Here is a 26,002-nt window from a genome sequence, read left to right on the forward strand (position 1 = left end):
CAGGTGTGTGCATAACATTCAGAGCGGACCCTGCCAACCTTAGCAGGGTTTTATCGTTTCAGCAGTAAAGTGCCCAGCACCACACCGGCTACCACCGATGCCGCGATGGGAACGGCCTGATGACGGCCCAGCCAGCCGACCGCGCTGACGTCGTGTGACTGATCGTTGAACCGGCCGTGAGCACCGTAATCGCCTTTGACCGTATCGTAGAGGTTATCGGGCCGACCAGGGGTTTCAGGTTCGTTGGTCTGCTGACCTTTGTAGCCATTACGGGCCAGCACCCAGTCGCCGATCATAGGCGCTACTTTGTTGCCCAGAATGGCCTCTACGGATGTATAGCCAACCTTAAATTCCCGATCTGGGTGATGAGCAGCGTAGTAGATCGTCCGGGCGGCTACTTCGGGCTGGTAGATCTTACCCATCGGTCGCGACTTGTTCGGCATCCGGCTGCGCATCCAGTCGAACTGTGGCGTGTTCATGGCCGGTAGCTGTACCATCGTCACTTTAACGTTGCTCTTGTTGTGGATTAGTTCCGTGCGCAACGAGTCATAAAAACCCTGTACTGCGTGTTTGGCCGCGCAGTAGGCCGATTGAAGCGGAATGCCCCGGTAGGCTAATGCCGAGCCAACGAGCACAATGGTTCCTTTGTCGCGAGTTTCCATCCGCTTCAGGGCGGCCATGGTGCCGTATACCTGACCGAGGTACGTCACTTCGGTTACGCGTTTGTATTCATCCGGCTGCATCTGATCAACCGGGCTAAGCACACTGACCATGGCGTTGTTCACCCACACGTCAATTGGCCCCCAGGTATCTTCTACTTCGGCGGCAATGGTTTCTATCCGGTCGGCATCCGCTACGTCGGCGGGGAAAATCAGGGCCTGACCGCCTAAGTCTTCAACTTCCTTTTTGGCGGCTTCGAGTCGATCCTGGTCCCGGGCAATTAAGGCAACCCGGGCACCGTGCCGGGCAAACTCGTGGGCAATGGAGCGGCCCAGACCAGCCGACGCGCCGGTCACTACAACTACTTCCTGCTGATTCATAACGGTGACGTTAACTAAGTTATCGGGTAAACAATGACCAACCTCTATGGCTACGCTCGGCCTCAGTCATGGCGTCGTAGCAGGCACCGGCTGCCAGTGCATACACGGCATGGTGCACGATGTCAGTACCGATCTGCTTAGGTGACCATTCGGTGATGGGCGGACTGGCTTTGGTAGCCGGGAGCATAACAAGTGCCGTACCCCAGAGCGCGCCAAAATGGATGAGCGTAGCGGCCGACCCCTGAACGCCGATCAGGTCCAGCGCACTTCGGGCCATTCCCCAACTGGTTCCGTAGCTGAAGTGCATGATTTGAGTGAACCGATCCTTATTTTCTTCGAGGTCCTGTTGTAGTTCCTTCTTCTTTGATGGAGGAGCGTCGTCCTGCTTTTCCAATTCGGCCTGCCCCCGGGGCTCAACGCCCAGCGCCTTACCGCCCGTGATGGCCGGGGCTTCGCTATTACCCCGTTTGGTTAATTGCATCTCGATCATCTGCGATAGCGTGATCGCCACCGTACCGGCCAGACCCGAAAGAATGCCTTTGCCGACAGCATTGCCAACCTGAGCCAGCGAATAAAAGAAGGAATTGCTCTGTACCATACATGCTGCTGTTTCTACGTTCAGATTCGGGCTTCAGCCGAGCGACTTACTAGAATAAACGATATGATTGAAAAAGGGTTTGCATCAGCACAAGGAACAGAGGGAGTGGCTAACCAGTTGGCTGAGTTAAACATAAATCTATAGGCAAAGTTGGTATTATACCGAAAACTCGTCCCATTAATACTAACTGACATGGAGATGAACATGGGCAACCGGGGCGTAGCCCGGCCGATGCAGATGCAGAATGGGAAGGATCAGCAAAACGACCATGCGGAGCCTTCGGGGCACGATCAGCACAAAATGACGCCGGAACACCGCCGGAATATGCTGAACATGCACCAGCAACAAACCTTATGGATCTATTGGTTAGTAATTATTCTGGGGTTTTGGGTACTGCTCGCTCCGTTAACATTCGATTATGGTAAAGAGTCTGTATTACCCAGCGGAGGCCGTTCTGTCTGGCTGTCGCTGGAAAAGCGGGTGCAGGTGCTTACCTGGAGCGACATCATCAGTGGAGCGTTGCTCATCATTTTTGGCTACCGCTCGCTAACTCCCAACCGGCCGGTCAGTGTCTGGATCTGCTGCTTTGTGGGAGTTTGGCTCAGTATTGCCCCGCTTATTTTCTGGTCGCCCTCGGCGGCTGCCTATCTGAATGATACGCTGGTGGGGGCGCTGGTCATCGGCCTCACGATTCTGATACCGGGTATGCCCAACATGATTATGTACATGGAAATGGGGCCTGATACGCCACCGGGCTGGAGCTATAATCCGTCGAGCTGGCCCCAGCGCTGGATTATGATCGTAACGGGGCTGATGGGCTGGATGGTATCCCGCTACATTGCTGCTTTTCAACTGGGCTACATTGATAGTGCCTGGGACCCGTTTTTCGGCAATAGCACCGAGCGAGTATTGAATTCAAGTATGTCGCACTCGTTACCCGTATCCGATGCGGGGCTGGGCTCACTGGCGTATACGTTCGAATTCCTGATGGGCTGGATGGGTATTTCGTCCCGCTGGCGGACTATGCCCTGGATGGTTACGTTTTTTGGACTCCTGGTCATACCGCTCGGATTGGTCCATATTTTCCTGGTTATTTCGCAGCCGCTGATCGTTGGCTATTGGTGTACTTTCTGCATACTGGCGGCTGTAATCATGCTGCCCATGATCCCTCTGGAAGTGGACGAGGTGATTGCCATGATTCAATACATGAAACGGGCTACCCGAAAAGGCGAAGGGTTCTGGAAGGTATTCTGGAAAGGAGGTGGTGTTGAAGAGGGCCAGATGGACGAACGGTCGCCGGCCATGCTATCCTTCCCGGATCAGGGAGGGCAGGTGTTTCGGGCGTCGATCTGGGGTATGAGCTTTCCCTGGACGCTGACGGTATCCATGCTGCTGGGCATCTGGCTGATGGCGTCACCGGCGGTATTCGGGGCCGAAATTCAAAGCCCGGCAGCCAACCTGAATCACTTATGTGGGGCATTGATTGTGGTAGTATCCGTCATTGCCATGGGCGAAGTACTCCGGATTGGCCGGTGGCTGAACGTATTGCTTGGCCTGACCGTAGCTGCCGGGATCTGGTTTACGGGCAATGCTACCACTCTTTTAAGCCTGACTGATCTGATTGTTGGCGGGCTGGTCGCTCTGTTGGCAATACCGCGTGGTCCTAAAACGGAAACCTACGGCGACTGGGATGAGTACATCCGGTAGGTGCTCCGCTATTGCTGGTTAGCCAGGCGAAGATGCTCCGGATTGTCCTGAAATAGCGATCGCCACCCCCCGCCGAATTGATGACTGACGGTGCCTCTGATGAGTGACAGCCCGATAGTCAGCGAACCGACTATAAGGTCATTAATCGTTGCCGTCATATTGCTGTACCCCAGTACCCAAGGGGCTATCAGCAGCCATCCACCGCATAAGGTGTTGACCAGCCGAAAGTTCCGAACCGAATCGCTGATGGCAACCACGGCTACAGTCACAATGAGCGGACCGACAATATGGACATTGTCGGCGATGGTTTTGTTAAACTGAAACACAGCGGGCGAAACGATCAGCCACAGACCCAGCAGTACGTTAAGAATTCGTGATAGCATGGTTACCGTACGGTTGATATGATGGCTTTGTTGCCCCAGAAAGCTTTCCAGACCGACTGGCCGCTTCGTTTCACACGTTGCAGAAATTGCAGACTCGCCAGAACCTCGTCCATAGCCGGGCCAATCATCGCGATCGAGATAGCCGCCGAGATCAGGCATAGGGTACACCAGGCATTTTCGAGTATCGGTTGGGCAATGACCAGCAGCACGCTAACCGTTCCCATCGGGCCGACCGCAACGCCGAATAATACCACGAGCCAGGGTAGGGTTTTCCACCGGCCGGTTCTGCCAAAAACGCCCGTAATGGCATCCACACCGTAGGCTATGGCCCCTAGTAAGGCATCCGGAATGGGTAGTAGGCGGGAAAGCGGGGAGTTAAGAACCTTCTGGCTGGAGGCTGAGCCAAAAAACGGATCCCAGACGGAAGGAATGATTCGTAGCTGATACAATCCAAGGTACAGCGAAATACCTAACCCAACCACTGCAACGGCAACAAGCGGTAGTCGCTGTCCCCACGTTGATGGATTGTAGTCCCAGCCCGGCGGAATTTCAGAAGATACGTTCTCCATCGGCTTCATCGTGCTAGTTTCTTCCTGGTTAGTACAGCCAAAGTCGAAAATTGTTCAAAGAGCGAGGGCCGTAATCTACCAATCCAGTGTCGATAAAGAACAGTTGCAGACCAGGCTGGTTAGCATAAAAAACGGCCTGTCCACGCTGGTTTCGATACTACTGGAATGGCTCAGGGTAGTAGCGACAAACACGAACGCACCTCTCATTAAATGCACTCAAGGCTATGAAAATCAAGAAGGTTATCGAAGATGTTAAACATGAATTCGACGTATTGATGGGGAACGATACGAAGGATAAATGCTTTTCCAGCGACCACACGTTTCCCGATAAGCAGGCTGCTTCGGCGGCTTTTTCTCAATCAGTACATAAATTGTTTAACGTAAACGCCTGGTCAGATTTGCCGGGTATCAATTCCGGGTTTCGGCTATACGATTCGGCCGGCCGGCCAAAAACGGGCGAAGTACAGGTGGGCGATTTCATCCGGATCGACATTCCCGGCCCCACACCCGAAAATTGGGTAAACGTGATTGATCGTCGTTCTGAAGCGACCCTGGCGGAGTTTACCGTTAAACCCTGCGCCGATCCGGCCGAAAACGAAGAGTCGTTGAGAGGGGAAATTGAGCATTTCTTTGGTGAAGAAGCGCGCAGTACGTTCCGGGTGGAGCAGAAAGACAACCGGATCATTGGGTACGAGATTGGTCAGAACGAGAGTATCAACAACCAGGGGGACGAAGCCGGTGATCGGGCGGTAGCAAACACATTGATTGCTGAGGGCGGCTGGGCGTTTTTCCAGAAAATGCAGTGGAAAAAACTGACCGATTACCTGGTACATCAATAAGTAGTCTCTGTGGATCAGCCGGGTAGCAGAAACGGTAAGCCCTGTGCCCGAAAGGAAATGGTGATGTCTGTAGGGCCATCCAGGGAAATTACCTCATCGTCAATGTGCAGGTAGTCTGTCTGCGTACTCAATTTGACCTGGGTAGCGCTGATGGCGGAAAGCCGGTCACCCCAGCCGGTGAGACCTCCCAGCCGGAGGGCATCGACGTAGCGACTGAGCCTGGGTCGTTCCTGCTCGGTAACCAGTACGACTTCAAACGCCTTATCTTGAGGGTTGGCCGCCGGAGCGAGACAAAGGTTAGGGCCCAATAGGCGGCTATTTAGCACTTCCAGCAGGACGAACTCGTCGGCGTAGTTGGCCGTATCCAGAATCAGTTGACAGGTCTCCGCCCGGTGCGACCCGATCAGGCTATGCAACGTGGTCAGAGCTTGTAGCAGGGACTCTTCGCGGGTTTCATTCTCGGCTTCTTCCTGATCCCGCATGGTGTTGATCAATTTTGGAAAGACGCCCAGACCGCAGCCTTCCAGAAAAAATTCAGGTTTGGCCAGGCCGTGGATAAGCCCTACCTGGTACTGAATAATCCGGCCACGGTGCCAGCCAGCCACAATCTCATCGGAGGTTCCGGTTAGTCCAAGCGTCAGGGCGATGTTGTTGGCCGTTCCTTTAGGCAGTATAGCTATGGGCAATGGTTCGGGGCGTTTAGGGGCGGTCAGTTGCCGTTGGGCCACTTGCCGGACGGTACCGTCGCCCCCGGCTACAATCAGGAAATCAACCTCAGGGCCAATGGTTTCCCAGCCGGAGTCCTTGGTGGACGCGTACTGACATTCGAACCCATTCGATTCGATCAGGGACCTTAATTCCAGAGCCGTCGAAGCGGCTTCTCCAGCCGTCGGATTGTGTAAAAGCTTGGCTACGTTCATGCTGGTGTCGTATGAGTAGTACTGGGTCAATAAAACATCCAACGGTGTTTCGGGGTTGGCTTACAAACCAAATTGTTTAGGAACCATGCGGATACTGATCACCAACGATGACGGAATATACAGTCCGGGTATCGCGGCTTTAGCCCGCGTAGCGTCCCGGTTCGGTGAGGTTCGAGTGGTGGCTCCGGATGTTGAACAGTCATCAATGGGGCACGCAGTGACGCACTCCCGCCCGTTGAGTTACCGGGCATCACCGATTCGTTTCGAGGGTATTGATGCGTACCGCGTCAACGGTACCCCCGCCGATTGCGTGGCTCTGGGCACTCATCTCTGGGCTAATACCGACGTAGTACTTTCGGGCATAAACATGGGGCCGAACCTAGGTAATTCGATGTGGCATTCCGGTACGCTGGCGGCCGCTAAACAGGCCGTACTGTTGGGAATCCGGGGCATTGCTCTGAGTACACCCGTAGGGAAAGTTGAGCCTGATTTTCCGGCGCTTGAGCCGTTTGTGGAGGAGGCTCTGACGTTGTTGCTGGAGAGTACGGAACTGGGGCTCTTCAACGTAAACTTCCCGCCCAATCCACGTGGATTGCGATGGACACGCCAGTCAGTACGTTTGTATGATGGCGCGATCGTGCCCGGCACTGATCCGATGGGGCGGAAACATTACTGGTTCACCGTCACCCCGCTGGAACCGGCCGAAGAAGGTACCGACCGCTGGGCCGTTGAACAGGGCTACACCTCTATTACGCCGTTACGCCTGGACCTGACCGACGAGAAAGCCCTGCATAAAGCGCTGGAACAACGGCCGGCTGACTGACGAACCGGATCTACTGCCGCCATTTCAGGGTCTTCAGCATGTGGATCATGTCGTTTTTGATGTAGTCAATGACCGGTGCGAGCGAATCGTTTTCGGTAGCCGTATTGAAATACAGCGCCCCGCGCAGGAAATGAGTGGTCGTATCGGTGGTGATGAATTGAAACTGGCTCGGTACTTCGCCCGACAGCGTAATGAGGTTGGCCCACTGACCTGATGGTAGCTTTGCGACCTGCTCTTTAATTTCATAGGCCTTGATGTTGTGTCGGCCTGCCAGTTTGTAGGCATCTTCCAGCATGGCTTTGAGCCGTTGCGGATCGTTCTGTACCGGTTTGTACGTCAGTTGAACACTGGCGTTAAAAGACGGATAATTGACAAAAATCCAGTGCGGCTCCGAGCGGGCAAAGCTGTCGGGCCGAATGCGGGCAATCTTGTTGTATTCAAACTGATACGGATGCGTGGGTTCCAGCAGGGTATACGCTGGCTTCGGCAAATCAATACGTGGGTAGCCTTTGGGTTTGGGAACGTAGTTGTCAGAACGGTTACCGCAAGCGGCCAGTAGGATACCGGCGCAAATAATCAGAATGTATTTTACCACAGATCACACGAATTTACATTGATGTATAAACGAAAAGCCCGGCTGTTTCGTGCCGGGCTTTTAGAAGGCTATACCTGGTCTGACATCTAAAATCTGACAAATATACCGGCTCAGGAATTCACTTCTTCCAGTTCCTCCTGTCGAACGGGCTCACCCAGCAGGGTTGCGAAGCGGTTAATGTTAAACGTAGGTTCAAACCATACTTCGCCCAGCACCGGATGGCGCACCGGTACTTCGGGGTTCTGAATTTCATTGAGCAGCACGCCCGTTTCGCCGTTTGTATGGCGCTTTACCTGACGGACCGTATAGAGTTGGTCTTTCTTGGGTGTCTGCACGCCAAACTCAGCGTAGAACGCCAGCACCGGGGCCGGAAAATTGTCGTTTATGCAAATAACTTCCATGATCGTATGGCCGAAGCGATAGTCATAGGATATGACAATTTAATCTTCAAACAAGTTTCCTAATCCGCCTAATACGGAGCCGCCTTCCTTATGCGCCTGGGCTCCGGCCGGATTGAGTCGCTGAACCAGTTTGGAGATCGGCATTGATTGAATCCAGACTTTACCGGTACCACTCAGCGTGGCAACGAACAGCCCTTCTCCACCAAAAATCATGCTTTTCAGGCCGCCGGACCGCTGAATGTCAAAGTTGATCTGCGGCTCAAAGGCAACCACACAGCCGGTATCAACCCGCAGGAGTTCGTTGTTTAGCTGGCGTTCGATCACCACCCCCCCGGCGTGGATGAAGCTGAGGCCGTCGCCCTGGAGCTTCTGTAAAATGAAGCCCTCGCCACCAAAGAAACCGGCCCCCAGTCGCTGGTTGAAATGAATGCTCAGGCGTGTGCCAAGGGCCGCGCACAGAAACGCGTCTTTCTGAACGATGAGTGAATTACCGTAAATAGTAGCCAGATTAACGGGCAGGACCGTACCCGGATAGGGCGCAGCAAAGGCTACTTTCCGTTTACCAACGCCCCGGTTGGTGAAGTGAGTCATGAACAGCGACTCGCCGGTGATCAGCCGTGAGCCAGCCTGGAGAAGCTTACCCATGAAGCCCTGGTTTGGCTGGGAGCCGTCGCCCATTTTGGTTTCAAACTGGATGCCGTCTTCCATGAACAGCATGGCACCGGCTTCTGCAATTACAGTTTCGTTGGGGTCCAGTTCAATTTCAACAATCTGGATGTCTTCGCCAATGATTTTGTAATCAATCTCGTGTGAATACATAGAGGTTTCGGTTTACAGAACAGAAATGTAGCCGAAAACTACAAAGTCCGGTTTACATTGACCCGGTTTTATCGTACAAACGGCATAAAAAAAGCCCAACCGGGCGCTGGGCTGGTCGGGCGTACATTCGTCGTTGAAGCTTACACAGATTTAGCAGATCGAAGAACAAGTCTATAAGCCGTTGTTAGCTATGTGCCACATCCGCCTAAGCTGCGGTAAAACTACCGTGTATTGATATCGTCCGGCAGATCGTCGTCGGTTTCGTCGAAGAGGTGTTCCTCGTCGTCGTTGGCCGAGTTCTGCGGTTCGTCATCGTCCGTTTCACCTTTGAGCGCCTTCAGATCGTCGCGGTGACGAAGCTTTTTATCATCGACGGTCTTATTCAGAAACTGATTGATCTTGTCGATATCAAAGCTCGTCGTGATTTCGCCGAAGGAATTGATCTGTATGTCGAACCCTTCGAGTTCCTTATGGACCCGGGGCTTTTCGTCTTCGCTGGGGTTGGGTTTCTTCTTCGCCATGGATTCGTCGGGTTTTCGTAAACTTTACTACGTTAACTAGCAGGTGTTTTCAATGTTTCCAACGCCTGCTCTAATCGTTTGATCACTTCGTCTTTACCGATGATTTCCATCGTCAGCATCAGGTCGGGGCCGGTGCCGGAGCCAGTCAGGGCCAGCCGAAGGGCCTGCATAATCTTGCCCTGCTTGATGCCTGCCTGCTGTAACGCATCCGACAGGGTGTGCTTGATCGTATCGGCCACGAAATCGCCGTCGAAGCCTTGAAGAGCATCGCGGAATACGGTTACCGCTCTAACGGCGTCTTCGTTCCATTTGGCAGCCGCAATCGTTTCGTCGTATGTGTCGGGCGTGTAAAAGATCGTCCGGGCTTCGGTGAAAAGTTCGTGGGCGAAATTAACCCGTTCTTTCAGTAGTCCCGCAATTTTGGTCGCCTTCTCGGTCGAGCAGATCAATCCGTTGGCTTCAGCCTGTTGCTGAACAGCCGGGGCCAGTTCATCATTTGGGCGCTGACGAATGTACTGGTGATTGAACCACTTCGCTTTCTCGATGTCGAACCGCGCTCCCGCTTTGTGAATTTGCGCAATATCGAACGAACTGATTAGTTCTTCCATCGTAAACAGTTCCTGTTCGGTGCCGGGATTCCAGCCCAGCAGGGCCAGGAAATTCACAACGGCTTCGGGCAGGTAGCCGTCTTCGCGGAAGCCACGAGCGACCGTACCGCTGAACGGATCGGTCCATTGCAGCGGAAAAATCGGAAATCCGCCGAGGTCAGCGTCGCGCTTGCTGAGTTTGCCGTTGCCTTCCGGCTTCAGCAGCAAGGGCAGGTGCGCAAACTGCGGCATGGTGCTCTCCCAGCCGAGGTAGCGGTATAGCAGTACGTGGAGTGGGGCGGAGGGCAGCCATTCTTCGCCCCGAATCACGTGCGTAATACCCATGATGTGGTCGTCTACTACGTTAGCAAGGTGATACGTTGGCAGACCGTCGGACTTGAGCAGGACCTTGTCGTCGATGGCCGAGGAGTGAACGTTTACCCAGCCACGGATGAGGTCGTTGAGCCGTACTTCCTCCTTACGCGGGGTTTTCAGCCGGATCACGTACGGATCGCCGGCGTCGATGCGGGCTTTTACGTCCTCGGGTTTCAGCGTCAGCGAGTTTTTCATCTGCATCCGCGTAATGGCATTGTACTGCGCGGCCGGGGCGTTGGCTTCTTCGAGCCGCTTGCGCATGGCATCCAGTTCGTCGGCCGTATCGAAGGCATAATAGGCTTTGCCTTCAGCCACCAGCCGTTCGGCCTCAGCGCGGTAAATGGCCTGCCGCTCCGACTGCCGATAGGGAGCATGGGGACCACCTACCCCCTGGCCTTCGTCGATCTCGATTCCGACCCAGCGCAGGGATTCCAGAATATAGTCTTCAGCGCCAGGTACGAACCGGTTCTGGTCAGTATCCTCAATGCGCAGCAGCATCTTGCCGCCCATTTTGCGGGCAAACAGGTAATTGTATAGAGCGGTTCGCACCCCGCCGATGTGCAGCGGACCGGTTGGGCTGGGAGCAAAACGAACGCGTACTTGTTGGGACATAGTCAAAAGAGTGAAAGAGCGAAAGAGTGAATGAGTGATTCAGCCTTTCGCTCTTTCACTCATTCACTCTTTCACTCACTGAACAGCTATAACCGAAATTTCAACGTTTACATCTTTGGGCAGGCGGGCCACTTCGACCGTTTCGCGGGCAGGCGGTTCGGCGGTGAAGAACGTACCGTACACCTCGTTGATGGCCGCGAAGTTGTTCATGTCTTTGACAAAGATGCTGCTCTTGACGATGTGGCTGTAGTCTAAACCGGCCGCGCTCAGAATGGCCCCGATGTTTTCCATGACTTTCCGGGTTTCGGCCTGAATATCGCCCAGCGGGGCGAGGTCGATGGCTACCTGACCCGATACGAACAACATCGAGCTGGTGTTACGAACATCAATCTTAACTGCCTGACTATAGGGGCCGATTGGGGCAGGTGCCTGATCTGTGTAAACAATTTGCTTGCTCATAGTTTTTATTGAGGACGTTGGGTGCCAGACGCTGGATGTTAGACGGGTCCTACTTGAACTACCATCCGAACGGTCTGCCGTCGTGGGTCCAGCATTCAATGTCAAATTTTTCGCAAGTTACCCACAATCCACCGTATGGCAGAAAATCACCTGATCATCTTCGTTAAAAACCCGATTCCCGGCAACGTAAAAACCCGAATTGCCCGTACGGTTGGCAACGATAAAGCCGTCGAAGTCTACCGACATCTCCTCCAGTACACGCAGCAGCTTACCCGTATGCTGCCTTACTCCCGGTCGGTCTACTACGGCGATTTCATTAACTCCAACGACGGCTGGAACGGTTACGAAAAACAGTTGCAAACCGGCGATGATCTGGGCCAGCGGATGCACAATGCTTTTCAGGAGCAGTTTGCCGCTGGTGCCAAACGGGTCGTGATCATCGGAAGCGATTGCCTCGATATTACGGAAGATCATATCCGGCAGGCGTTTCAGGCATTAGCTGAGGCCGACGTAGTCATTGGACCTGCCACCGATGGAGGGTATTACCTGTTAGGTATGAAGCAACTACATGCGTTTTTGTTCGAAAACAAACCCTGGAGCGAACCCAATCTTCGTGAGCAGACCGAACAGGCCCTACAGGCGCATAATCTAACCTTTAAGCGGTTGGCCGAGTTATCGGATATTGACGAATGGGAGGATTACGCTAAGTACGTTCGATGAACTGGAAAGAATTTCTACAAACTACCGCTGTTGGAGCCGAAGAACAATTCGATCGGCTCAAGAACCGATTATTCGGACGGCTTGATGCCCACAAACCGTATCAGATTGTGTATTACCGGGGTTTCGGCAGCCCGACGGCGGTGTGGGTCAAAGGGCGTGTGCTGCGGCAACGGGATCTGAGTACGCCGAGCGATAACGATACGTTCTGGCAGAATATGCTGGCAACGTACCAGCGCTTCGAAAGCGACGAGGTGCCGGGCGTGACAGTGCGCGTACAGGCCTTTGGGCAAACCCATACGACCGTTTCAGACGAGGAAGGATACTTCGAGCTGACCATCAATCCTCCCGACGATCTGATGCCTGGCCGTGCCTGGTTTCCGGTGCGGTATGAGTTGCCAGACGTAACACAGCCCAACGGGGATGCGGTCAGCAAGGACGGCTACCTGATGATTTCACCCACGTATAGTCAGTTTGGTGTCATCTCCGACATTGACGATACGGTACTGGTGACTGAAGCCACTAGTCTGCTTCAGACAGCCCGGCTAACTTTTCTGGGTAATGCCTATACGCGTCTGCCATTCGCGGGTGTAGCGGCTTTTTACCGGGCGTTGCAAAGCGGCCCCGTGACGACGCTGTTCAACCCAATCTACTTCGTGTCGAGTAGTCCGTGGAATCTCTATGACCTACTGGTCGACTTTTTTCGTATTCAGGGTATACCGAAAGGACCAATTTTACTACGTGATCTGGGCCTCAGCAAGACTCAGTTCTTCAAAAGTTCGCACCACGATCATAAACTTGGTATGATCCGGAAGGTAATGGACGTAAACCCGCAGTTGCCGTTTGTGCTCATCGGCGACAGTGGCCAGCAGGACCCCGAAATCTATTCGCAGGTGTTGCGCGACAACCCCGGCCGAATTCTGGCCATTTACATCCGTAACGTATCCATGGAAGACCGGCGCGACGCGGCCATTCGAGAACTGATTCGCACGGCCGAAGCGGTCAAGGTGCCGATGTTACTGGTGCCGGATACGGTGGTCGCGGCCGAACATGCCGCATCCATCGGCCTGATCGACCCGGATACCATTCCGGAAATCCGGGCCGACCGTCGGGCCGATGAGGGCGAGTGAGTTAGGCGTTCAAACGTTTTGAGCCGATTGATACGAACGTCTACCTGACCGATACCGTATGCTATGCGCTAATGCTGAGTTTAGGCCTACAAACTCGATATGTCGGACCTATAATATATAGGTAAAAATACTTAAAAATTAATGGTAGGATAAACACAGGGTATTACTGTGTTTTATATATTTATCTGCGTTTTTTGTTGATAAATAAGCTATCCTACCCTTGATGAATGTTCGATTGTGTATCCTTACACTGGTGCTTTTTAAGGCGCAACTCCTCTCCGCGCAAATAAATCGAGCCTACTTTCGACAACTGTCTGACGAACCCCAGTTTACATATGCCGATGCTTATTTGACCAACCGCTGGTTTGACTTTTACGATTCGATACAACAGCCCGCCAAACGACCAGCCATGCTGGCAGACTATAGCTTTATGAGGGCCGAGGCTAAAGGCCCTAAAGCAACTGCGTTAATGCGGGTCTTCTGGTGTCGTAATCAGCAATTTGCCGATCTGTATTTCAGAAAGCAGGCACAGGGAGTCATTGACTCGCTGGTGTCAATTCGCCAATATGCTCACCAGCACAACCTTCAGGCAGAAGAAGGTATATGCTGGCTGGCGTGGTGCAAAGTTATCATTGAGCATTCGGGCAAAATGGACGAACGCAAGCGCCGGATACTAGTTTACGACGGGGCCATTCGGGGGATGTCTTTACTGCAAAATTTACCCTTATCCGTTATTCATCAGTACCACGGAGCTACTTATGACATTATTCATCACGTCTGGTGGATAGGTATGTATTTCTTCAAGATTCAGGAATATGATTTAGCCAGACGGGCAGTGGCATTAGGTAACCAATGGGCTCATCCCCAACTGGATACCAAAGAGGAGCATCCTTACGGCTACAACTATTACAAGTGGCAGTTCCTGAATGACTTAGGTTCTTGCCATTTGCGTTTAGGCAAGTTAAAGGAAGCGGCCTACTGGTACCAGAAAGCATACACCTTTGGCCTTTCGTATGGCTCGTCGGTTCACTCGTCTGTTAGCTATGGGAATCTCGGCGTTGTATTGAGCAGACAGGGGAAACACGCAGCCGCCATTCCATATTTGAAGAAAGCTATTGAAGCTGTTCGGCGCGGTAACGACCGACAGTCTGAGTTCAATGCAATGGTCCCGCTGTCGGAGGTCTATTTGAATCTCAAACAATACGATAAAGCCTATCCGGCTTTACTGCGGTCAATGGCACTGTATGATTCAGTACGTGCCTTTGTCGATCAAACGGATAGTCTGGATATCATCCCGCTCTTCGCTGGCCTGGGTGAGGTTTATCAGCACCGGGGTGATTTACAGAAAGCCCTTTACTACACTCAACTGGCTAACCGACTGGAGGAGAAACAACGCAAGAACGACGATGCCCGCATCTTTCATCAGAAGCAGGAAAAACTCGAAGCCGAAGCTTACCGGGTTAAATTGAGTCAGATTGACGCCGACCGCGATTACGCCGTATGGCTGCGTAATGCGTCGATAACGGGGTTGGTGCTGGTTTTACTCATTTCTGCCCTCTACCTGCGTTACCAACGCAAGCGCCGACGTGAGGCAGAACAACAATTAGCGTTTATTACGCAGGAAGCACGAACTCGAACCGAGCAGCTTACTCAATTACAACAGCTACGGGAAGCAACCGCCAAATCGGCAACCGACGAAAACCTGCCCCACATTGCTGAGTTGATGGAACTGGCCATCCTGACCGAAGCCGACTGGGAGCGGTTCCGGCAGCTCTTTGAGCAGGTTTACCCAAACTACCTGCTCCGGCTGCGCCGAAAACACACCATGCTCACCCCCGCCGAAACAAGAATCATTTGCCTGAGCCGTCTGTCACTGTCGACCAAAGAAATGGCCGATATGCTGGGCGTTTCGGCGGATACGATTGTCAAAACACGCTACCGAATTCGTAAAAAAACCAACCTGCCCGAAGGTACCGACCTGGGCGAAGCCTTCGCCGACGTTTGATTGCCTACCTTATAACGGACTCTATTTTCTTACCCTTTCCTCTGACATGATTTAGTAGGGTAGGAAACAGTTGTTTTTAAAAGATTGAAAATCAACTTTTTAAAAATTGTCCGGCTCTTTGTCCGGGTCTCTTTTCCGGCTTAAAGGGCGGTAAAAGCTATGTTCATGTTCACAATAGGCGAAGTGTTTTCTGAAACGTTAGTCTACCTACTAAATCCTTTAATTTACAATACTTTTCCGTAACAAATCCACCATGAAAAAGCTTGCACTCACCCTCTTGATTTTACCTGCTTTCTGGCTGTCAGCCACCGCCCAGACCCTGCCTACGGCTGACGAAGTGATCAACAAGTACATCGCTGCTATCGGCGGCAAAAAAGCTCTGATGAATGTCAAAGATGTGACCTCTCTGTTATCACTGCAGGTTAACAATACCCCCTATCAATTAACAACTAAGCAAAAAGCACCGGCTAAGTCATTACAGATCACGACTAATGACAACGGTCAACTTGTCTACAAAAGTGTAACTGATGGTACCAGTATGGTAGGGGTGAGTTCACAGGGGACTACGCCTGTCACAGGGCTCATTGCCAACCGTTCGATCATGGCGTATAAGCTATTTCCGGAGCTTTCGTACAAACAGGAAGGCATCAAATCAACTGTAGAGGGTAAAGAGCAGGTTGATGGACGGGATGCTTATAAAGTAACCAGCACGTTTGCCGATGGTACTCCATTATGGACGGACTACTACGACGTTGAAACCGGACTGAAGGTAAAGAACATTGGAGTATTTGGTCAGGACGACACTAGAACTTCTAAGTATAGCGAGTATAAAGACGTAAACGGCGTGAAATTTCCATTTAGCGTTAACATCGTGTCGCCGAGCATGACCATATCATTGAAAACGAATTCGGTACAGATCAACAAAGGCATCAGCGATGCCGAGTTTAATGTGCAGTAAAACCAAAACTATCCCCCAAAAACTTTCCATGAAAACCTTACTCTTCCTCCTGCTTGGCCTCCCCGTTCTTTGCCTGTCGGCGTCTGCCCAGAGCCTCACCTCGGCCGATGAAGTGCTGAACAATTTCTTCAAAGCCGTTGGCGGCAAAAAAGCCCTGATGGCTATTAAGGATTTGAGTTATGAAGGTACTGTAGGCGGCAACACCCCGCTGCTTATTAAGCAAAAACCGCCTTTTAAGTCATTAAATGTGGCTACCGATGCTACGGGCAAAGTCACCTACAAACAAATCATCGACGGCAAACAGGTGTTCACCAAAGTAGGCGACAACGTAGTTCCGACAAACCCGGTAGACGCAGAGCGCAGCATTCTGAATGCGTTTATCATGCCTGAGTTATACCTGGCTCAAAAAGGGGTTAAATTAACCCTGGCTGGTACCGAGGCCATTAACGGCAAACAGGCTTACAAAGTTGTTTATACGGTAGCTAACGGGTCTTCGTCATGGTCTTCTTACTTTGACACCCAGACAGGCTTAAAAGTACGGTCGGTCTTCCCTGGTCAAGATGGTGCCGTTTGGACAGTAGAAGTCGATGACTACCGCGACGTAAACGGCATTAAACTTCCCTACCATTTTGTTGCCGGAGCGGCTGATGTACGAGTGAACAAGTACCAGATGAACACGGGCATTAGCGACACCGAGTTCAACGTGCAGTAAACCAAGTCAATTCCTTACAAGAAATCATGAAAAAGTTACTCCTTACCCTGCTTACACTACCTACGCTCTGGCTATCGGCTACGGCCCAGACCTTACCCACCGCTGACGAAGTGATCAACAAGTATATCGCGGCCATTGGCGGTAAAGATGCCCTGATGAAGGTCAAAGACTTGACCTCCGTGGGCACAATGGTATACAATAATAGCTCAATACAGATAACCTTAAAGCGTAAAGCACCCGCTAAGTCATTGACTTTACTTACGGGCGACAACGGCCAGCTTTTTTACAAAAATGTAATTGATGGTACCAATGTAGTCGATATTACCCAGCAGGGAACTACCCGGCAAAACGAACAGGCTGCCCGACTGTCATTGATGTACAACCGTCTTTTTCCGGAGTTAGTGTTCAACGAACAGGGTATCAAATCAACTGTTGTCGGCAAGGAGCAGATCGACGGTCAAGACGCTTACAAGGTGACGAATACATTTGCCGATGGCACCCCACTGTGGACAAGCTACTACGACGTTATCACTGGGCTGAAAGTACAGCACGTTATCAAGTGGGATCAGAATCGTACCGCAACGCTCAAGTCCAGCAATTACAAAGAGGTCAATGGCGTAAAGATTCCGCACAATTCGACGTACCAGGAAAATGACGGTGTAGTTTCTATGTCTAAAGTCAACTCGGTACAGATCAACACAGGCGTCAGTGACACGGAGTTTGCGGTTCAGTAAAGCGTCGTTAGATGGCTGTTTGCTGGTTTTCCAACAAAAACTAACAGCCAAGCTGGAGAAGCTCAACTACGTAAAACTTAGAAGGGCCACTTACAGCAATTGAGGGAAATTGAATACTGGTCAGCCTAGTTTTCTCAAGGACTTACAAGAGCCTTATCCTAAGCTTGAGGGGCGCTTGCTTCAGGCGGCTTGTTTACTAAATACCGCCTAATTTTATAGAGCTTTCATCAGTCAGGTGATTGACATTGCAATCTGTGATTGATGATTTAAAGTAAGTACCCACCTGCATCCGTATAGCCCATGTGAGCAGTTTTATATACGGATTTTGCCAACCTGCTTTTGCTATCGAGTCAGACGTACCGTCAGACCTTTACAGACGAGTAAAGAGCATCACAGCAAACTCTCCTTCACCTGCGTATCAAACACGCCCGTCAGTACGCGGCCGTTGCGCTTGACCTGTATCCAGATGCGGTAGTGGCCCGCCCTGGGGAACGCATACGGAAACTCAACCATGTTGTTGACGGCCATGGTGTGGTTCATCGCAGGCATGGCGGCCATGATGAGCTTATTTTTCTCTGGTTCGGGCAAACGCTTGAGCTTGGCTACGTAGGCATCGATACTGTCGCGGAAGAATTTAGCGTCGGGTAGTTTTACCGTTCGGGTGGTATCGGCGATGCGGTTGACCAGCGACTCCTCGGCGGCCATTGAATACGTACCGACCGGATGCAGGTGAATGTACACCGTCCCGTCGGAGCGAACGATAGCCGCGTGGCCGCTCATGCCCAGATACGGCTCCAGCTTAGCCGCCCTGCCCTGCTCGTCGGCAACGGCAAATTTGAGCATGTACGGTTTGCCGGCTTCCAGAATCGGGCTGGGTTTGTCAGTCCAGACCATAGTCGAGCCGTCGTCCAGTTTGGCGCTGGCGCTAGGCTTGCCGCAACTGACCATATCATCGTCGAGGTGCAGCTTGCCAATCGCGTTGGATTTGACGCCCATCGGTTCGGTAACCAGCCAGCTGTCGTCGGCATCCGTTGGCGTGCGGGCTGCGGCTTGCTCGGCAGATAGCTTGACAAAAGGTACCTCGACCGTATCCGTCAATGTTTCAGCGTAGCCAGACTGGTACACGACATCGGCATAGAGCAGGTACCGGCCACCGGGTAGCGCCGGTAAGTTCGATTCATAGTGCAACGTATCACGCCGATCAGGGTGGAGGTGAGCAAACGCATCCAGGCCGGGTGTTCGGACCAGAAAGACGTGCATCAGCTTACCATGATCAGGTACGATATAGCTCAGGGGACGACGCCAGCGCCAGTTCCGAGAAAATCCGGTGGTATCGATTTGAATCGTGAGAGCAAGCTGACCGTTCTGGGGCTTCACAAGGGAGTTGATGGGTAACCGGCGGTAGAGCTGATCGGTCCGGTAATCGTCGGCCCAACTGTCCCACCAGGTCCGTCCGCCGGCCAGCAGCAAAACCAGCAGTACCGCACCGATGCTCATGCCAACAATCCGTTTCCGGCGAAACACAGGTGGAGCAGTCTGCCCGGGCTGAAGCGTTCCATCAGCCGAACTGGCCCCAATGATAGTCACCATCAGGACGACCAGCAGCAAACCAAGTATCGACAGAATGATACCGGTTTCGGCGGGCATGGTCCGCTGGGCTGTAGCTACCGACATCACCGGCGCAACAACCGTTACTTTTCCGTCGGGGCCGTCGATCTGGAGTTCAACGCTCGTGGAGCCGCTTTCCATGAACCACACATCGCCGGTAAACTGCGTGGCCGAAATAGCGTTGAGCTGATCGTGAGTAGGCGCCCCTTCATCGCCGGTCCAGAAATATACCGGCCGGGCCTGAATGGATGTAGCCTGCCCCTGCTCGACGAATACGGTTACCTTGGCCGTTCCCGGCACAACGTCCGGCGGCTGAACATTAACCAGCACCCGATACTTACCGGCTTGTTTCTGCACCAGTACCCCAGGGCTGCCCACATGAGCGTAGCTAATGAGCGAAAGAGCGAATGCATGAAAGAGTGCGTATAAAAAGACGATTCGCCTGATGTGTCGCGGCCAGGTTGGTATTAAGTTCATTTTTTCTGCAATGCTGGTTTTATTTGTTTCTAGCGCTCTCTGCGGTTTTGATTCGGTCAGACGTGACCCGGTCTGGCGTGACCCGGTCTGGCGGTACGTCCGACCGCCGGGTTGTTTCTTTTGGGCCGGTCGTGAGACTGCTGGGTTTTTGATCGAACAATAACGGGACTAAGCCGTGACCCGGTCAGACGTGCCGTCAGACCTTTGGCGCGAGACAGACATCATCTCGGTCTGACGGTACGTCTGACCGCTGGGTTGTTCTTAAGTCCGGGTCACGTCCGGGCTACGGAGCGCAAGGGGTGCTTCCTTCCTCCCTTTCTTCCCCTTCCTCCCCTTTCTCCTTTTTTACCTCACTACCCGTTTCATCCAGTTGCCCCACCAGAGACCAATTCGGGCGGAGATGGCCGCGTAGAGGATAGCAAAGCCAAAATTTTTGAAGAATACGGCGGGCGGTTCCAGCAGACTCGGGTGAAATTTATAGCGATACTTCCAGTCCGGAGAGCTATCGTACGACCATGCATTGGACAGAAAGAACCAGTTACGGGCGTAGGGTGATGTATGCAGAAATTCACCAAACGGCCATTGAACCGCCAGGAACAGTACCATAAAGACAACGGCTGCCAGACCTGCCAAAATCCAGTCGTTACCCTTGTACCGTTTCATGAGCTGATCCAGGGCGAAAGCCGGTACGATCAGCAGCAACGGAAACGAAAATGCCTGATAGGTCGTGATGGGGTTATAGACCGGACCAAGTTTGGGCGTAGCCGGAAATAAGGGCAGGCTCCAGTTGGGAATCAGTAGCGTTACCATGTAAACGAACGTGATGACTGTCAGCGGATTCTTCAGCAGCGAGGCCCTGCCGACAGCCAGCAAATACACTGGAAACGCGATAGCGGCCGTTGTGTAGCAAAGCGAGTTGTGCATCAGCCATTTGCCCATATTTTCCGACAGCAGTACGTATAAAACCGTTAGCAGCAGCCCGGCTGCAATGCCAAACAGCAGTTTTAGCCGGCTGGCCCGTCGCTGGTCCAGGTCGTTGGCGAGTGTCTGGCTGCGGGTACGGTTCTGCAACGCCAGCACACCAATCATGGCACCAAACTGCACCATCATCATGCCCAGCACCAGTACGGTATGTGGGGGTGTCAGAATCTGGACATCCAGTCCGTAGGTGTTGTGCCACCAGTCATCGAAAGGGGCGGAGGTAAGCATGGCCATAGCACCCCATACACAATAGAGGGCACCCAGCGAGCCGTAGAAAATGCCCCAGAACCGAACCGAGCCGGCCCGCTCGGGGTGATTTTTCCGGAAGGTCATGCTCAGAATCTGGTAACCCGAAAATAGCCCGGATACGACAGCACCGACGTACATAACCAGATGCGGAGGGGCAAACAACCCGTCGCGGCCGATACTGATGTGCCACATGATGTCCCATAGCAGGCCCCAGACAATGCATAATGACGCAAAAACGACGGCATAAACGTATGTAGGTATGCCCAGCCGCCAGTCAATGGAGCGGGCCCGGACTGCCTCGGTCGAGGGCGAAAAGGAGGAAGGGATCGTTGATTCCATACCCGTTTGTTGAAACAATATGAACCTGAAAATTTTTATACGACCTAAATTTTGTCTTAAGTTAATACGGATCGTTGATACGATGGTCAATCTGTTACCCAAATGGCTTATAGGCAGCCTGAAACGCCGGATTGCAGGCCCGAAACCACAGCCGATTATCGGCACCTATGCATAGACAGTTAAAAAACAGTTTTCCCCTACGAGACGAAAAAAAACGTTGAGACAGGCAAGATGAGTGTTTAGCCGCATTGGACTAAACAAAGTCATTATAAGCAGGTTGCGTTTGTAGTACGTAACGACCTCTTTGTATGACTGCCACCGCTACCAATAATCTTAGTGTTCCTGAGCTGCCACACACGCTACCGGCCGAGCAACTGGTTAAATCGCTGGCCGTTGATGCCAAAAGCGGATTGACCGGCGATGAAGCAAACCGTCGGCTTGAGCAATACGGCCCTAATGCCTTGCAGGAGGCTAAGCGCGAAAGCGCATGGAGCATCGCTGTTCGTCAATTCAATAGTGTTATTGTCTGGATTCTGGCGGCTGCGGCTATCATCTCGTTTTTGTTGGGGGAAACCGTAGAGGGATGGGCCATTATAGCGGTAATCCTGATCAACGCTATTACCGGATTTGTGCTGGAGTTCAACGCCAGCCAGTCCATGGATGCGCTGCGGAAGATGGACACGAATCCGGCGCGGGTCTGGCGCGATGGCCGCGTACACGAAATTTCGTCGGAAGACGTAACACTGGGCGATATTCTGATGGTTGAAGCCGGTGATCTTGTGGCGGCCGATGCCAGCTTGCTGGAAGCTAACCAGTTGCAGGTCGACGAGTCGGCTTTGACGGGCGAGTCGCTGCCGGTTGAAAAAGCCACTGCGCCTACGGCCGAGGATGCACCCCTGGGCGATCAGCATAATCGGCTGTTCAAGGGAACGGCCGTAACAGGCGGCAACGGTCGGGCTGTCATAACAGGCATTGGGCAGCAGACCGAGCTGGGGAAAATCGCGACGATGGTGGAGCAGGCCGAACGGACTGCCACTCCCCTGGAAGCGAAACTGGACTCGCTGTCGAAAGTGCTGATCTGGGTGACTGTCGGCCTGGCGGGGCTGTTTCTAATCGTTGGCCTGATTCGGGGTGAAGAAGTACGGCAATTAATCGAAACCTCCATTGCTCTGGCTATTGCGGCCATTCCGGAAGGTATGTCCGTTGTGGCTACGATTGCCCTGGCCTATGGTATGCTGCGACTGGCCGAGAAGAAAGTCATCGTGAAGCGACTGTCGGCGGTGGAAACGCTGGGTGGGACCAACGTCATTTTTACGGACAAAACCGGGACGTTGACCCAGAATCGTATCGAGGTGCATACCATCCAGCTTCCCGATGCCCGTGCCGATGTGGACGTACAGGCCGCCGACCAGACGCTGAACGTGACAAACGGCGACACGCAGATCATCGAAAGCGATGTGTATCAGCAGCTTGTGCTGGCGGGTGTTCTGGCCAATAATGCCGACTATAACCCGCATGATACGGATACCAAAGAAGTAGGTGATCCCGTTGAGGTGGCCTTGCTCAAGTTTGCTTATGCGGCCGGGCAGGACCCGGATATCATTCGTGAGCAGTATCCGCGCGAAGCCGAGAAGCCGTTCAGTTCCGACACGCGCATGATGGGGACGCTCCACCGAACCGACAACCGCTACGTAGTGGCTGTTAAAGGGGCCGTGGAAGAAATCATGGATCGTTGCCCCGATATGGATGAGGCCCTCCAGCAAAAACAGCGTGATATGTCGGAACAGATGGCGGCCGATGGGTTGCGGACGCTGGCGTTTGCGTACCGGGAAATCGATGAAAAGCCCGGCGACGATTTTGCCGATAGTAACCTGACGTATCTCGGGCTGATTGGTTTTCTGGACCCACCCCGCACCGAGGTGACACCCGCGCTGGAATCCTGCCGTGAGGCCGGTATCAAAGTGATCATGGTCACCGGCGACCACCCTGCTACGGCCCTGACCATTGCCCGGCAGGTACACCTGATCGAACCGGGCGAAGACATCGCGCTGACCGGCCGGGACCTGAAACCGCTGGATCAGTTGACAGACGCTGATCGGGAGCGGCTGATGGCATGCCGGGTGTTTGCCCGCGTCAGCCCGACGCAGAAGCTGGACATGATTGATCTGTATCAGCAGCAGGGCGATATTGTCGGCATGACCGGCGACGGCGTTAACGACGCACCGGCCCTGAAGAAGTCCGACATTGGCATTGCGATGGGCCAGCGGGGCACGCAGGTTGCGGCCGAAACGGCGGCTATGGTGCTAAAAGACGATTCGTTCACGTCGATCGTAACGGCGATCGGGCAGGGGCGGGTCATTTTCGAGAACATCCGCAAGTTCATCCTGTTTCTGCTGTCGTGCAACATGAGCGAAATCTTCGTGGTTACCTTCGCCGGTTTTCTGAACGTAGGGACACCGTTGCTGCCGCTGCAAATCCTGTTCATCAACATCATCACCGACGTATTCCCGGCCCTGGCGCTGGGTGTCGGCCGCGAGAACAGCGAACTGATGAAGCAGCCGCCCCGCGACCCGAAACAACCCATTCTCAGTCGCAATGACTGGGGGGTGATCGTATTCTACGCCTTCGTAATTACGGTCGCAGTGCTGGGCGTTTATTTGTTCGGAACGCGCCAGTTAGGACTAAGCGAAGGGGTTGGTAACAGCATTACGTTCTACGCCCTGTCGTTCGCCCAACTGATGCACGTATTCAACCTGTACTCGGGTAAGGGTCATTTTTTCAAAAACGAAATTACCCGTAATCGCTACATCTGGCTGGCGTTGCTGACCTGTATTGCCATTATGTTCCTGACCTACTACGTGCCGTTCCTGCGCGAGGTGCTGTCAATTCAGCCGATGCAGGCTGCGCCTTTAGAGTTGATTATTGCGGCCGGCGTCGTGCCGGTAATTATCGTTCAGGTGGTGCGCACACTGACCGGCTGGGGGCGATGATAGGTTAGCGGACATATTAAAATATAACCACTAGCGGAACCATAGACTAAAATGGGGGCGTTCTGTCCCCATGAAGCGACTCCTTTGCCTGCTGTTGTGGCTGGTGGCAATCAACGCCCCGGCGCAACCAACCGGACAATCGTTCTACCAACGCTACAAAGCTGTTCTAACACAGCGGTTTGGTGAGGTTGCTACCGAAGCAGAACTCAAGTCACTGCTGAAACATATCATTGATCGCGGACACCTCGAAGTCGACCACAACCACTATTTCCGGCCAGCTACGGCCCCGCTGGCTTATCTGGTGGCCGGTCAGCGAACCGGGGCCAGTGTCAGTCGGATTAAGGCGACGCTGGTCTACCCGCTGTTGCGCTTTGTCCTGCCATTGGTAACGCCCCAACCGGTTGTTACGGAACGTAGCGCCCTCGGCGAACGCTTGGCTGCTCAGTCTTACCACTACCTCGGCGTTCCCTATGGCGCACCGGCCTACAACCGCCAAACGGGACGGGGAACGCTGGATTGCTCCGGACTGGTTCGCTACGTGTTTGACGATGTTGGTGTTAACTGGCGGGGGGGAAACTCCGTGGCCGATCTGGTCAGCAGCCCTGACTTTCGGCAAGTGACCGGTGGGCCGCAGGCGGGGGACTTGCTGGTACGAAAGCACAGGAACGGAAAGTGGTCGCACGTGGGTATTTACGTCGGTAAGCAGCAGCTTATCGAAGCGCCGTACACCGGTACGGTTGTACGGACGACTCCCTACAAGCCACAGAAGTGGCATCGCGTGCTTCGCTACGTCGGGCGCTGATCAGAAGGTAAGCGGCTGGCGAGTCCGGTGTCCAACCACGGCATGCAGCGGATCGCTGTATGAACCCTTCGGGCTGCGGTCGAGTGATTGAATCCCCTCAAAACGCCCGGCTAATTGGTAATAGCTTTCAACCAGTTGCCGATGTCCCCGGTCGTCGAGCGATTGCCAGATCGCTACGGCTTTGGTGGGAAACATCCGGTTAGAAAAAACAGTCAGGAACGGAGCACCAGGGCGAAGAACACGACCTACTTCTGTGAAAACATCGACTGGCTGGGTCAGGTACTGCACCGACACGGTCAGGATGCAACCATCGAAGGAAGCATCATCGAACGGCAGGCGACTGATCTTGTTCAGGTTCTGAACGACGTAGTCCGTCAACTGCGGATTATCGCGCATTTCCACCTCGTTCATGCCCAGACCGACCACCCGCCGATACGGTACGTCGGTCGGCAGATGACTCCGCCAGCTACTCATCAAATCCAGTACGTCGCCGTTGGGAGGCAGATACTCGCGGTAAAGCTGGGTTGTCGCGGCAATAGCTACGTCATCGATATGGACAACCAGTCGCGGAGAATCATAGAAGCGTTCGTCGTCGCTCTCGTCCATCCGCCGGAAATATTGCTCGGGAAACGGCTGATTTGAGTTCATGGCCGGCTGCATTAGGCTTGTTGTATTCTGACAACCCATCCTACAGCCGAACTGTTGGTTAAATCCAGTTTCGTTTTCTGGTCGAATCGGCCGGTTGCTTGCCGCCTTTGCTGGGCTGGGTTCGGTACCGTGGCGTTATCTCGAAATAATACGTTGGACTCGGCATGCGAACAGAACGACCGCTGTCCTTGTAGATGGGCATATTATCGTGTGGATGCGTTATTTTCTGAACAGTATCCTGCGGCATGGGGACCGTCCAGTTAAGCATGGCGGAGAGTAGTAACAGGTTCATGATCAGATAGGTTTACGTCGCAATAACGCATATTTTACTAAACTGTTACGTTTTTCGAGCGCTTTAGTAATAATTAATTTTCAACTTCTGCCCATCACAAAGGCCGTGCATT

General features: G+C 53.1%; 26 protein-coding genes. 11 read left to right on the forward strand and 15 right to left on the reverse strand.

Going from position 1 to position 26,002, the window contains the following annotated elements; genetic code table 11:
- Window positions 1–50: 50 nt before the first annotated feature.
- Both BN8_RS29305 and BN8_RS29310 read right to left on the reverse strand, forming a co-directional pair.
- A complete protein-coding gene (locus BN8_RS29305; RefSeq protein ID WP_009285579.1) occupies window positions 51–1,040 on the reverse strand; it encodes an SDR family oxidoreductase in 990 nt (329 codons plus the stop codon).
- Between the two features lie 19 nt (window positions 1,041–1,059).
- A complete protein-coding gene (locus tag BN8_RS29310) occupies window positions 1,060–1,638 on the reverse strand; it encodes a hypothetical protein (RefSeq protein ID WP_009285580.1) in 579 nt (192 codons plus the stop codon).
- 192 nt (window positions 1,639–1,830) lie between these two features.
- Between BN8_RS29310 and BN8_RS29315 the strand changes: the two genes are divergently transcribed.
- The gene (locus BN8_RS29315; protein ID WP_009285581.1) at window positions 1,831–3,345 is read left to right on the forward strand and encodes a vitamin K epoxide reductase family protein; all 1,515 of its coding nucleotides are present in this window, start codon (window positions 1,831–1,833) and stop codon (window positions 3,343–3,345) included.
- A gap of 8 nt (window positions 3,346–3,353) precedes the next feature.
- On the opposite strand, the gene BN8_RS29320 is transcribed toward BN8_RS29315, so the two are convergent.
- Together BN8_RS29320 and BN8_RS29325 are read right to left on the reverse strand one after the other, a co-directional pair.
- Window positions 3,354–3,728 carry an SPW repeat protein gene (locus tag BN8_RS29320; RefSeq protein WP_009285582.1) on the reverse strand — a complete coding sequence of 125 codons (375 nt, stop codon included), beginning with the start codon at window positions 3,726–3,728 and terminating at the stop codon, window positions 3,354–3,356.
- A 2-nt stretch (window positions 3,729–3,730) separates the two neighbouring features.
- The gene (locus BN8_RS29325) at window positions 3,731–4,297 is read right to left on the reverse strand and encodes a vitamin K epoxide reductase family protein (protein ID WP_144051849.1); all 567 of its coding nucleotides are present in this window, start codon (window positions 4,295–4,297) and stop codon (window positions 3,731–3,733) included.
- 224 nt (window positions 4,298–4,521) lie between these two features.
- On the opposite strand from BN8_RS29325, the gene BN8_RS29330 reads away from it, so the two are divergent.
- The gene (locus BN8_RS29330) at window positions 4,522–5,136 is read left to right on the forward strand and encodes a hypothetical protein (RefSeq protein WP_009285584.1); all 615 of its coding nucleotides are present in this window, start codon (window positions 4,522–4,524) and stop codon (window positions 5,134–5,136) included.
- 14 nt (window positions 5,137–5,150) lie between these two features.
- Here the strand turns inward: BN8_RS29330 and BN8_RS29335 are convergent, their stop codons facing one another.
- Window positions 5,151–6,098 (reverse strand): diacylglycerol/lipid kinase family protein, encoded by a 948-nt coding sequence (locus tag BN8_RS29335; RefSeq protein ID WP_051041159.1) that lies wholly within the window; start codon window positions 6,096–6,098, stop codon window positions 5,151–5,153.
- Between the two features lie 43 nt (window positions 6,099–6,141).
- Between BN8_RS29335 and surE the strand changes: the two genes are divergently transcribed.
- Window positions 6,142–6,879: a 5'/3'-nucleotidase SurE gene (gene surE, locus BN8_RS29340; RefSeq protein ID WP_009285586.1), complete on the forward strand. Its 738-nt coding sequence runs from the start codon at window positions 6,142–6,144 to the stop codon at window positions 6,877–6,879.
- 10 nt (window positions 6,880–6,889) lie between these two features.
- On the opposite strand, the gene gldD is transcribed toward surE, so the two are convergent.
- From gldD to BN8_RS29370, 6 genes are all read right to left on the reverse strand, one after another.
- Window positions 6,890–7,474, reverse strand: a complete 585-nt coding sequence (gene gldD, locus BN8_RS29345) for a gliding motility lipoprotein GldD (RefSeq protein ID WP_009285587.1) — start codon at window positions 7,472–7,474, stop codon at window positions 6,890–6,892.
- 110 nt (window positions 7,475–7,584) lie between these two features.
- Window positions 7,585–7,875, reverse strand: coding sequence for a hypothetical protein (locus BN8_RS29350; protein WP_009285588.1), 291 nt, complete (start codon window positions 7,873–7,875; stop codon window positions 7,585–7,587).
- 39 nt (window positions 7,876–7,914) lie between these two features.
- Window positions 7,915–8,694 carry a TIGR00266 family protein gene (locus tag BN8_RS29355; protein ID WP_009285589.1) on the reverse strand — a complete coding sequence of 260 codons (780 nt, stop codon included), beginning with the start codon at window positions 8,692–8,694 and terminating at the stop codon, window positions 7,915–7,917.
- Between the two features lie 221 nt (window positions 8,695–8,915).
- Window positions 8,916–9,215, reverse strand: a complete 300-nt coding sequence (locus BN8_RS29360) for a hypothetical protein (RefSeq protein WP_009285590.1) — start codon at window positions 9,213–9,215, stop codon at window positions 8,916–8,918.
- A gap of 32 nt (window positions 9,216–9,247) precedes the next feature.
- Window positions 9,248–10,789: a glutamate--tRNA ligase gene (gene gltX / locus BN8_RS29365; protein ID WP_009285591.1), complete on the reverse strand. Its 1,542-nt coding sequence runs from the start codon at window positions 10,787–10,789 to the stop codon at window positions 9,248–9,250.
- 75 nt (window positions 10,790–10,864) lie between these two features.
- Window positions 10,865–11,248, reverse strand: a complete 384-nt coding sequence (locus BN8_RS29370) for a Rid family detoxifying hydrolase (RefSeq protein WP_009285592.1) — start codon at window positions 11,246–11,248, stop codon at window positions 10,865–10,867.
- Between the two features lie 135 nt (window positions 11,249–11,383).
- Here BN8_RS29370 and BN8_RS29375 point away from each other — a divergent pair, with 135 nt between their 5' ends.
- The 6 genes from BN8_RS29375 to BN8_RS29400 all read left to right on the forward strand — a co-directional run bounded on the left by BN8_RS29375 (window position 11,384) and on the right by BN8_RS29400 (window position 17,504).
- Entirely contained in the window at window positions 11,384–11,968 is a 585-nt protein-coding gene (locus BN8_RS29375; protein WP_009285593.1) for a TIGR04282 family arsenosugar biosynthesis glycosyltransferase, read from the forward strand.
- On the forward strand, window positions 11,965–13,095 hold the full coding sequence (locus tag BN8_RS29380; RefSeq protein ID WP_009285594.1) for an App1 family protein phosphatidate phosphatase: 1,131 nt from the start codon (window positions 11,965–11,967) through the stop codon (window positions 13,093–13,095). Before BN8_RS29375 ends, BN8_RS29380 begins: the two co-directional genes overlap by 4 nt.
- A 223-nt stretch (window positions 13,096–13,318) precedes the next feature.
- Window positions 13,319–15,100, forward strand: coding sequence for a tetratricopeptide repeat protein (locus BN8_RS29385; protein WP_009285595.1), 1,782 nt, complete (start codon window positions 13,319–13,321; stop codon window positions 15,098–15,100).
- A 253-nt stretch (window positions 15,101–15,353) separates the two neighbouring features.
- On the forward strand, window positions 15,354–16,058 hold the full coding sequence (locus BN8_RS29390) for a LolA-like protein (RefSeq protein WP_009285596.1): 705 nt from the start codon (window positions 15,354–15,356) through the stop codon (window positions 16,056–16,058).
- Between the two features lie 28 nt (window positions 16,059–16,086).
- Entirely contained in the window at window positions 16,087–16,770 is a 684-nt protein-coding gene (locus BN8_RS29395; RefSeq protein WP_144051850.1) for an outer membrane lipoprotein-sorting protein, read from the forward strand.
- A 26-nt stretch (window positions 16,771–16,796) separates the two neighbouring features.
- Entirely contained in the window at window positions 16,797–17,504 is a 708-nt protein-coding gene (locus tag BN8_RS29400; RefSeq protein WP_009285598.1) for a hypothetical protein, read from the forward strand.
- Window positions 17,505–17,894: 390 nt separating this feature from the next.
- Here BN8_RS29400 and BN8_RS29405 read toward each other — a convergent pair whose 3' ends face one another.
- The gene (locus tag BN8_RS29405; RefSeq protein ID WP_009285599.1) at window positions 17,895–19,589 is read right to left on the reverse strand and encodes a DUF8832 domain-containing protein; all 1,695 of its coding nucleotides are present in this window, start codon (window positions 19,587–19,589) and stop codon (window positions 17,895–17,897) included.
- A gap of 345 nt (window positions 19,590–19,934) precedes the next feature.
- Complete coding sequence (locus BN8_RS29410; RefSeq protein ID WP_009285600.1) at window positions 19,935–21,158, reverse strand: hypothetical protein; 1,224 nt, start codon at window positions 21,156–21,158, stop codon at window positions 19,935–19,937.
- Window positions 21,159–21,466: 308 nt separating this feature from the next.
- Here BN8_RS29410 and BN8_RS29415 point away from each other — a divergent pair, with 308 nt between their 5' ends.
- Window positions 21,467–24,148 carry a cation-translocating P-type ATPase gene (locus BN8_RS29415; protein WP_009285602.1) on the forward strand — a complete coding sequence of 894 codons (2,682 nt, stop codon included), beginning with the start codon at window positions 21,467–21,469 and terminating at the stop codon, window positions 24,146–24,148.
- A gap of 70 nt (window positions 24,149–24,218) precedes the next feature.
- Window positions 24,219–24,950 carry a C40 family peptidase gene (locus BN8_RS29420; RefSeq protein ID WP_009285603.1) on the forward strand — a complete coding sequence of 244 codons (732 nt, stop codon included), beginning with the start codon at window positions 24,219–24,221 and terminating at the stop codon, window positions 24,948–24,950.
- Here the strand turns inward: BN8_RS29420 and BN8_RS29425 are convergent, their stop codons facing one another.
- Window positions 24,951–25,598, reverse strand: coding sequence for a methyltransferase domain-containing protein (locus tag BN8_RS29425; protein WP_040007134.1), 648 nt, complete (start codon window positions 25,596–25,598; stop codon window positions 24,951–24,953).
- A 58-nt stretch (window positions 25,599–25,656) separates the two neighbouring features.
- Complete coding sequence (locus BN8_RS29430; protein WP_009285605.1) at window positions 25,657–25,890, reverse strand: hypothetical protein; 234 nt, start codon at window positions 25,888–25,890, stop codon at window positions 25,657–25,659.
- Window positions 25,891–26,002: the final 112 nt, after the last annotated feature.

The sequence above is a fragment of the Fibrisoma limi BUZ 3 genome, from assembly GCF_000296815.2.
Lineage (GTDB): Bacteria > Bacteroidota > Bacteroidia > Cytophagales > Spirosomataceae > Fibrisoma > Fibrisoma limi.

Coding starts and splice junctions, on each gene's coding strand:
- BN8_RS29305 (WP_009285579.1), bottom strand. CDS start 1,040: ATGAATCAGCAGGAAGTAGTTGTAGTGACCGGCGCGTCGGCTGGTCTG.
- BN8_RS29310 (WP_009285580.1), bottom strand. CDS start 1,638: ATGGTACAGAGCAATTCCTTCTTTTATTCGCTGGCTCAGGTTGGCAAT.
- BN8_RS29315 (WP_009285581.1), top strand. CDS start 1,831: ATGGAGATGAACATGGGCAACCGGGGCGTAGCCCGGCCGATGCAGATG.
- BN8_RS29320 (WP_009285582.1), bottom strand. CDS start 3,728: ATGCTATCACGAATTCTTAACGTACTGCTGGGTCTGTGGCTGATCGTT.
- BN8_RS29325 (WP_144051849.1), bottom strand. CDS start 4,297: ATGGAGAACGTATCTTCTGAAATTCCGCCGGGCTGGGACTACAATCCA.
- BN8_RS29330 (WP_009285584.1), top strand. CDS start 4,522: ATGAAAATCAAGAAGGTTATCGAAGATGTTAAACATGAATTCGACGTA.
- surE (WP_009285586.1), top strand. CDS start 6,142: ATGCGGATACTGATCACCAACGATGACGGAATATACAGTCCGGGTATC.
- BN8_RS29350 (WP_009285588.1), bottom strand. CDS start 7,875: ATGGAAGTTATTTGCATAAACGACAATTTTCCGGCCCCGGTGCTGGCG.
- BN8_RS29355 (WP_009285589.1), bottom strand. CDS start 8,694: ATGTATTCACACGAGATTGATTACAAAATCATTGGCGAAGACATCCAG.
- BN8_RS29360 (WP_009285590.1), bottom strand. CDS start 9,215: ATGGCGAAGAAGAAACCCAACCCCAGCGAAGACGAAAAGCCCCGGGTC.
- gltX (WP_009285591.1), bottom strand. CDS start 10,789: ATGTCCCAACAAGTACGCGTTCGTTTTGCTCCCAGCCCAACCGGTCCG.
- BN8_RS29370 (WP_009285592.1), bottom strand. CDS start 11,248: ATGAGCAAGCAAATTGTTTACACAGATCAGGCACCTGCCCCAATCGGC.
- BN8_RS29375 (WP_009285593.1), top strand. CDS start 11,384: ATGGCAGAAAATCACCTGATCATCTTCGTTAAAAACCCGATTCCCGGC.
- BN8_RS29380 (WP_009285594.1), top strand. CDS start 11,965: ATGAACTGGAAAGAATTTCTACAAACTACCGCTGTTGGAGCCGAAGAA.
- BN8_RS29385 (WP_009285595.1), top strand. CDS start 13,319: ATGAATGTTCGATTGTGTATCCTTACACTGGTGCTTTTTAAGGCGCAA.
- BN8_RS29390 (WP_009285596.1), top strand. CDS start 15,354: ATGAAAAAGCTTGCACTCACCCTCTTGATTTTACCTGCTTTCTGGCTG.
- BN8_RS29395 (WP_144051850.1), top strand. CDS start 16,087: ATGAAAACCTTACTCTTCCTCCTGCTTGGCCTCCCCGTTCTTTGCCTG.
- BN8_RS29400 (WP_009285598.1), top strand. CDS start 16,797: ATGAAAAAGTTACTCCTTACCCTGCTTACACTACCTACGCTCTGGCTA.
- BN8_RS29405 (WP_009285599.1), bottom strand. CDS start 19,589: ATGAACTTAATACCAACCTGGCCGCGACACATCAGGCGAATCGTCTTT.
- BN8_RS29410 (WP_009285600.1), bottom strand. CDS start 21,158: ATGGAATCAACGATCCCTTCCTCCTTTTCGCCCTCGACCGAGGCAGTC.
- BN8_RS29415 (WP_009285602.1), top strand. CDS start 21,467: ATGACTGCCACCGCTACCAATAATCTTAGTGTTCCTGAGCTGCCACAC.
- BN8_RS29420 (WP_009285603.1), top strand. CDS start 24,219: ATGAAGCGACTCCTTTGCCTGCTGTTGTGGCTGGTGGCAATCAACGCC.
- BN8_RS29425 (WP_040007134.1), bottom strand. CDS start 25,598: ATGAACTCAAATCAGCCGTTTCCCGAGCAATATTTCCGGCGGATGGAC.
- BN8_RS29430 (WP_009285605.1), bottom strand. CDS start 25,890: ATGAACCTGTTACTACTCTCCGCCATGCTTAACTGGACGGTCCCCATG.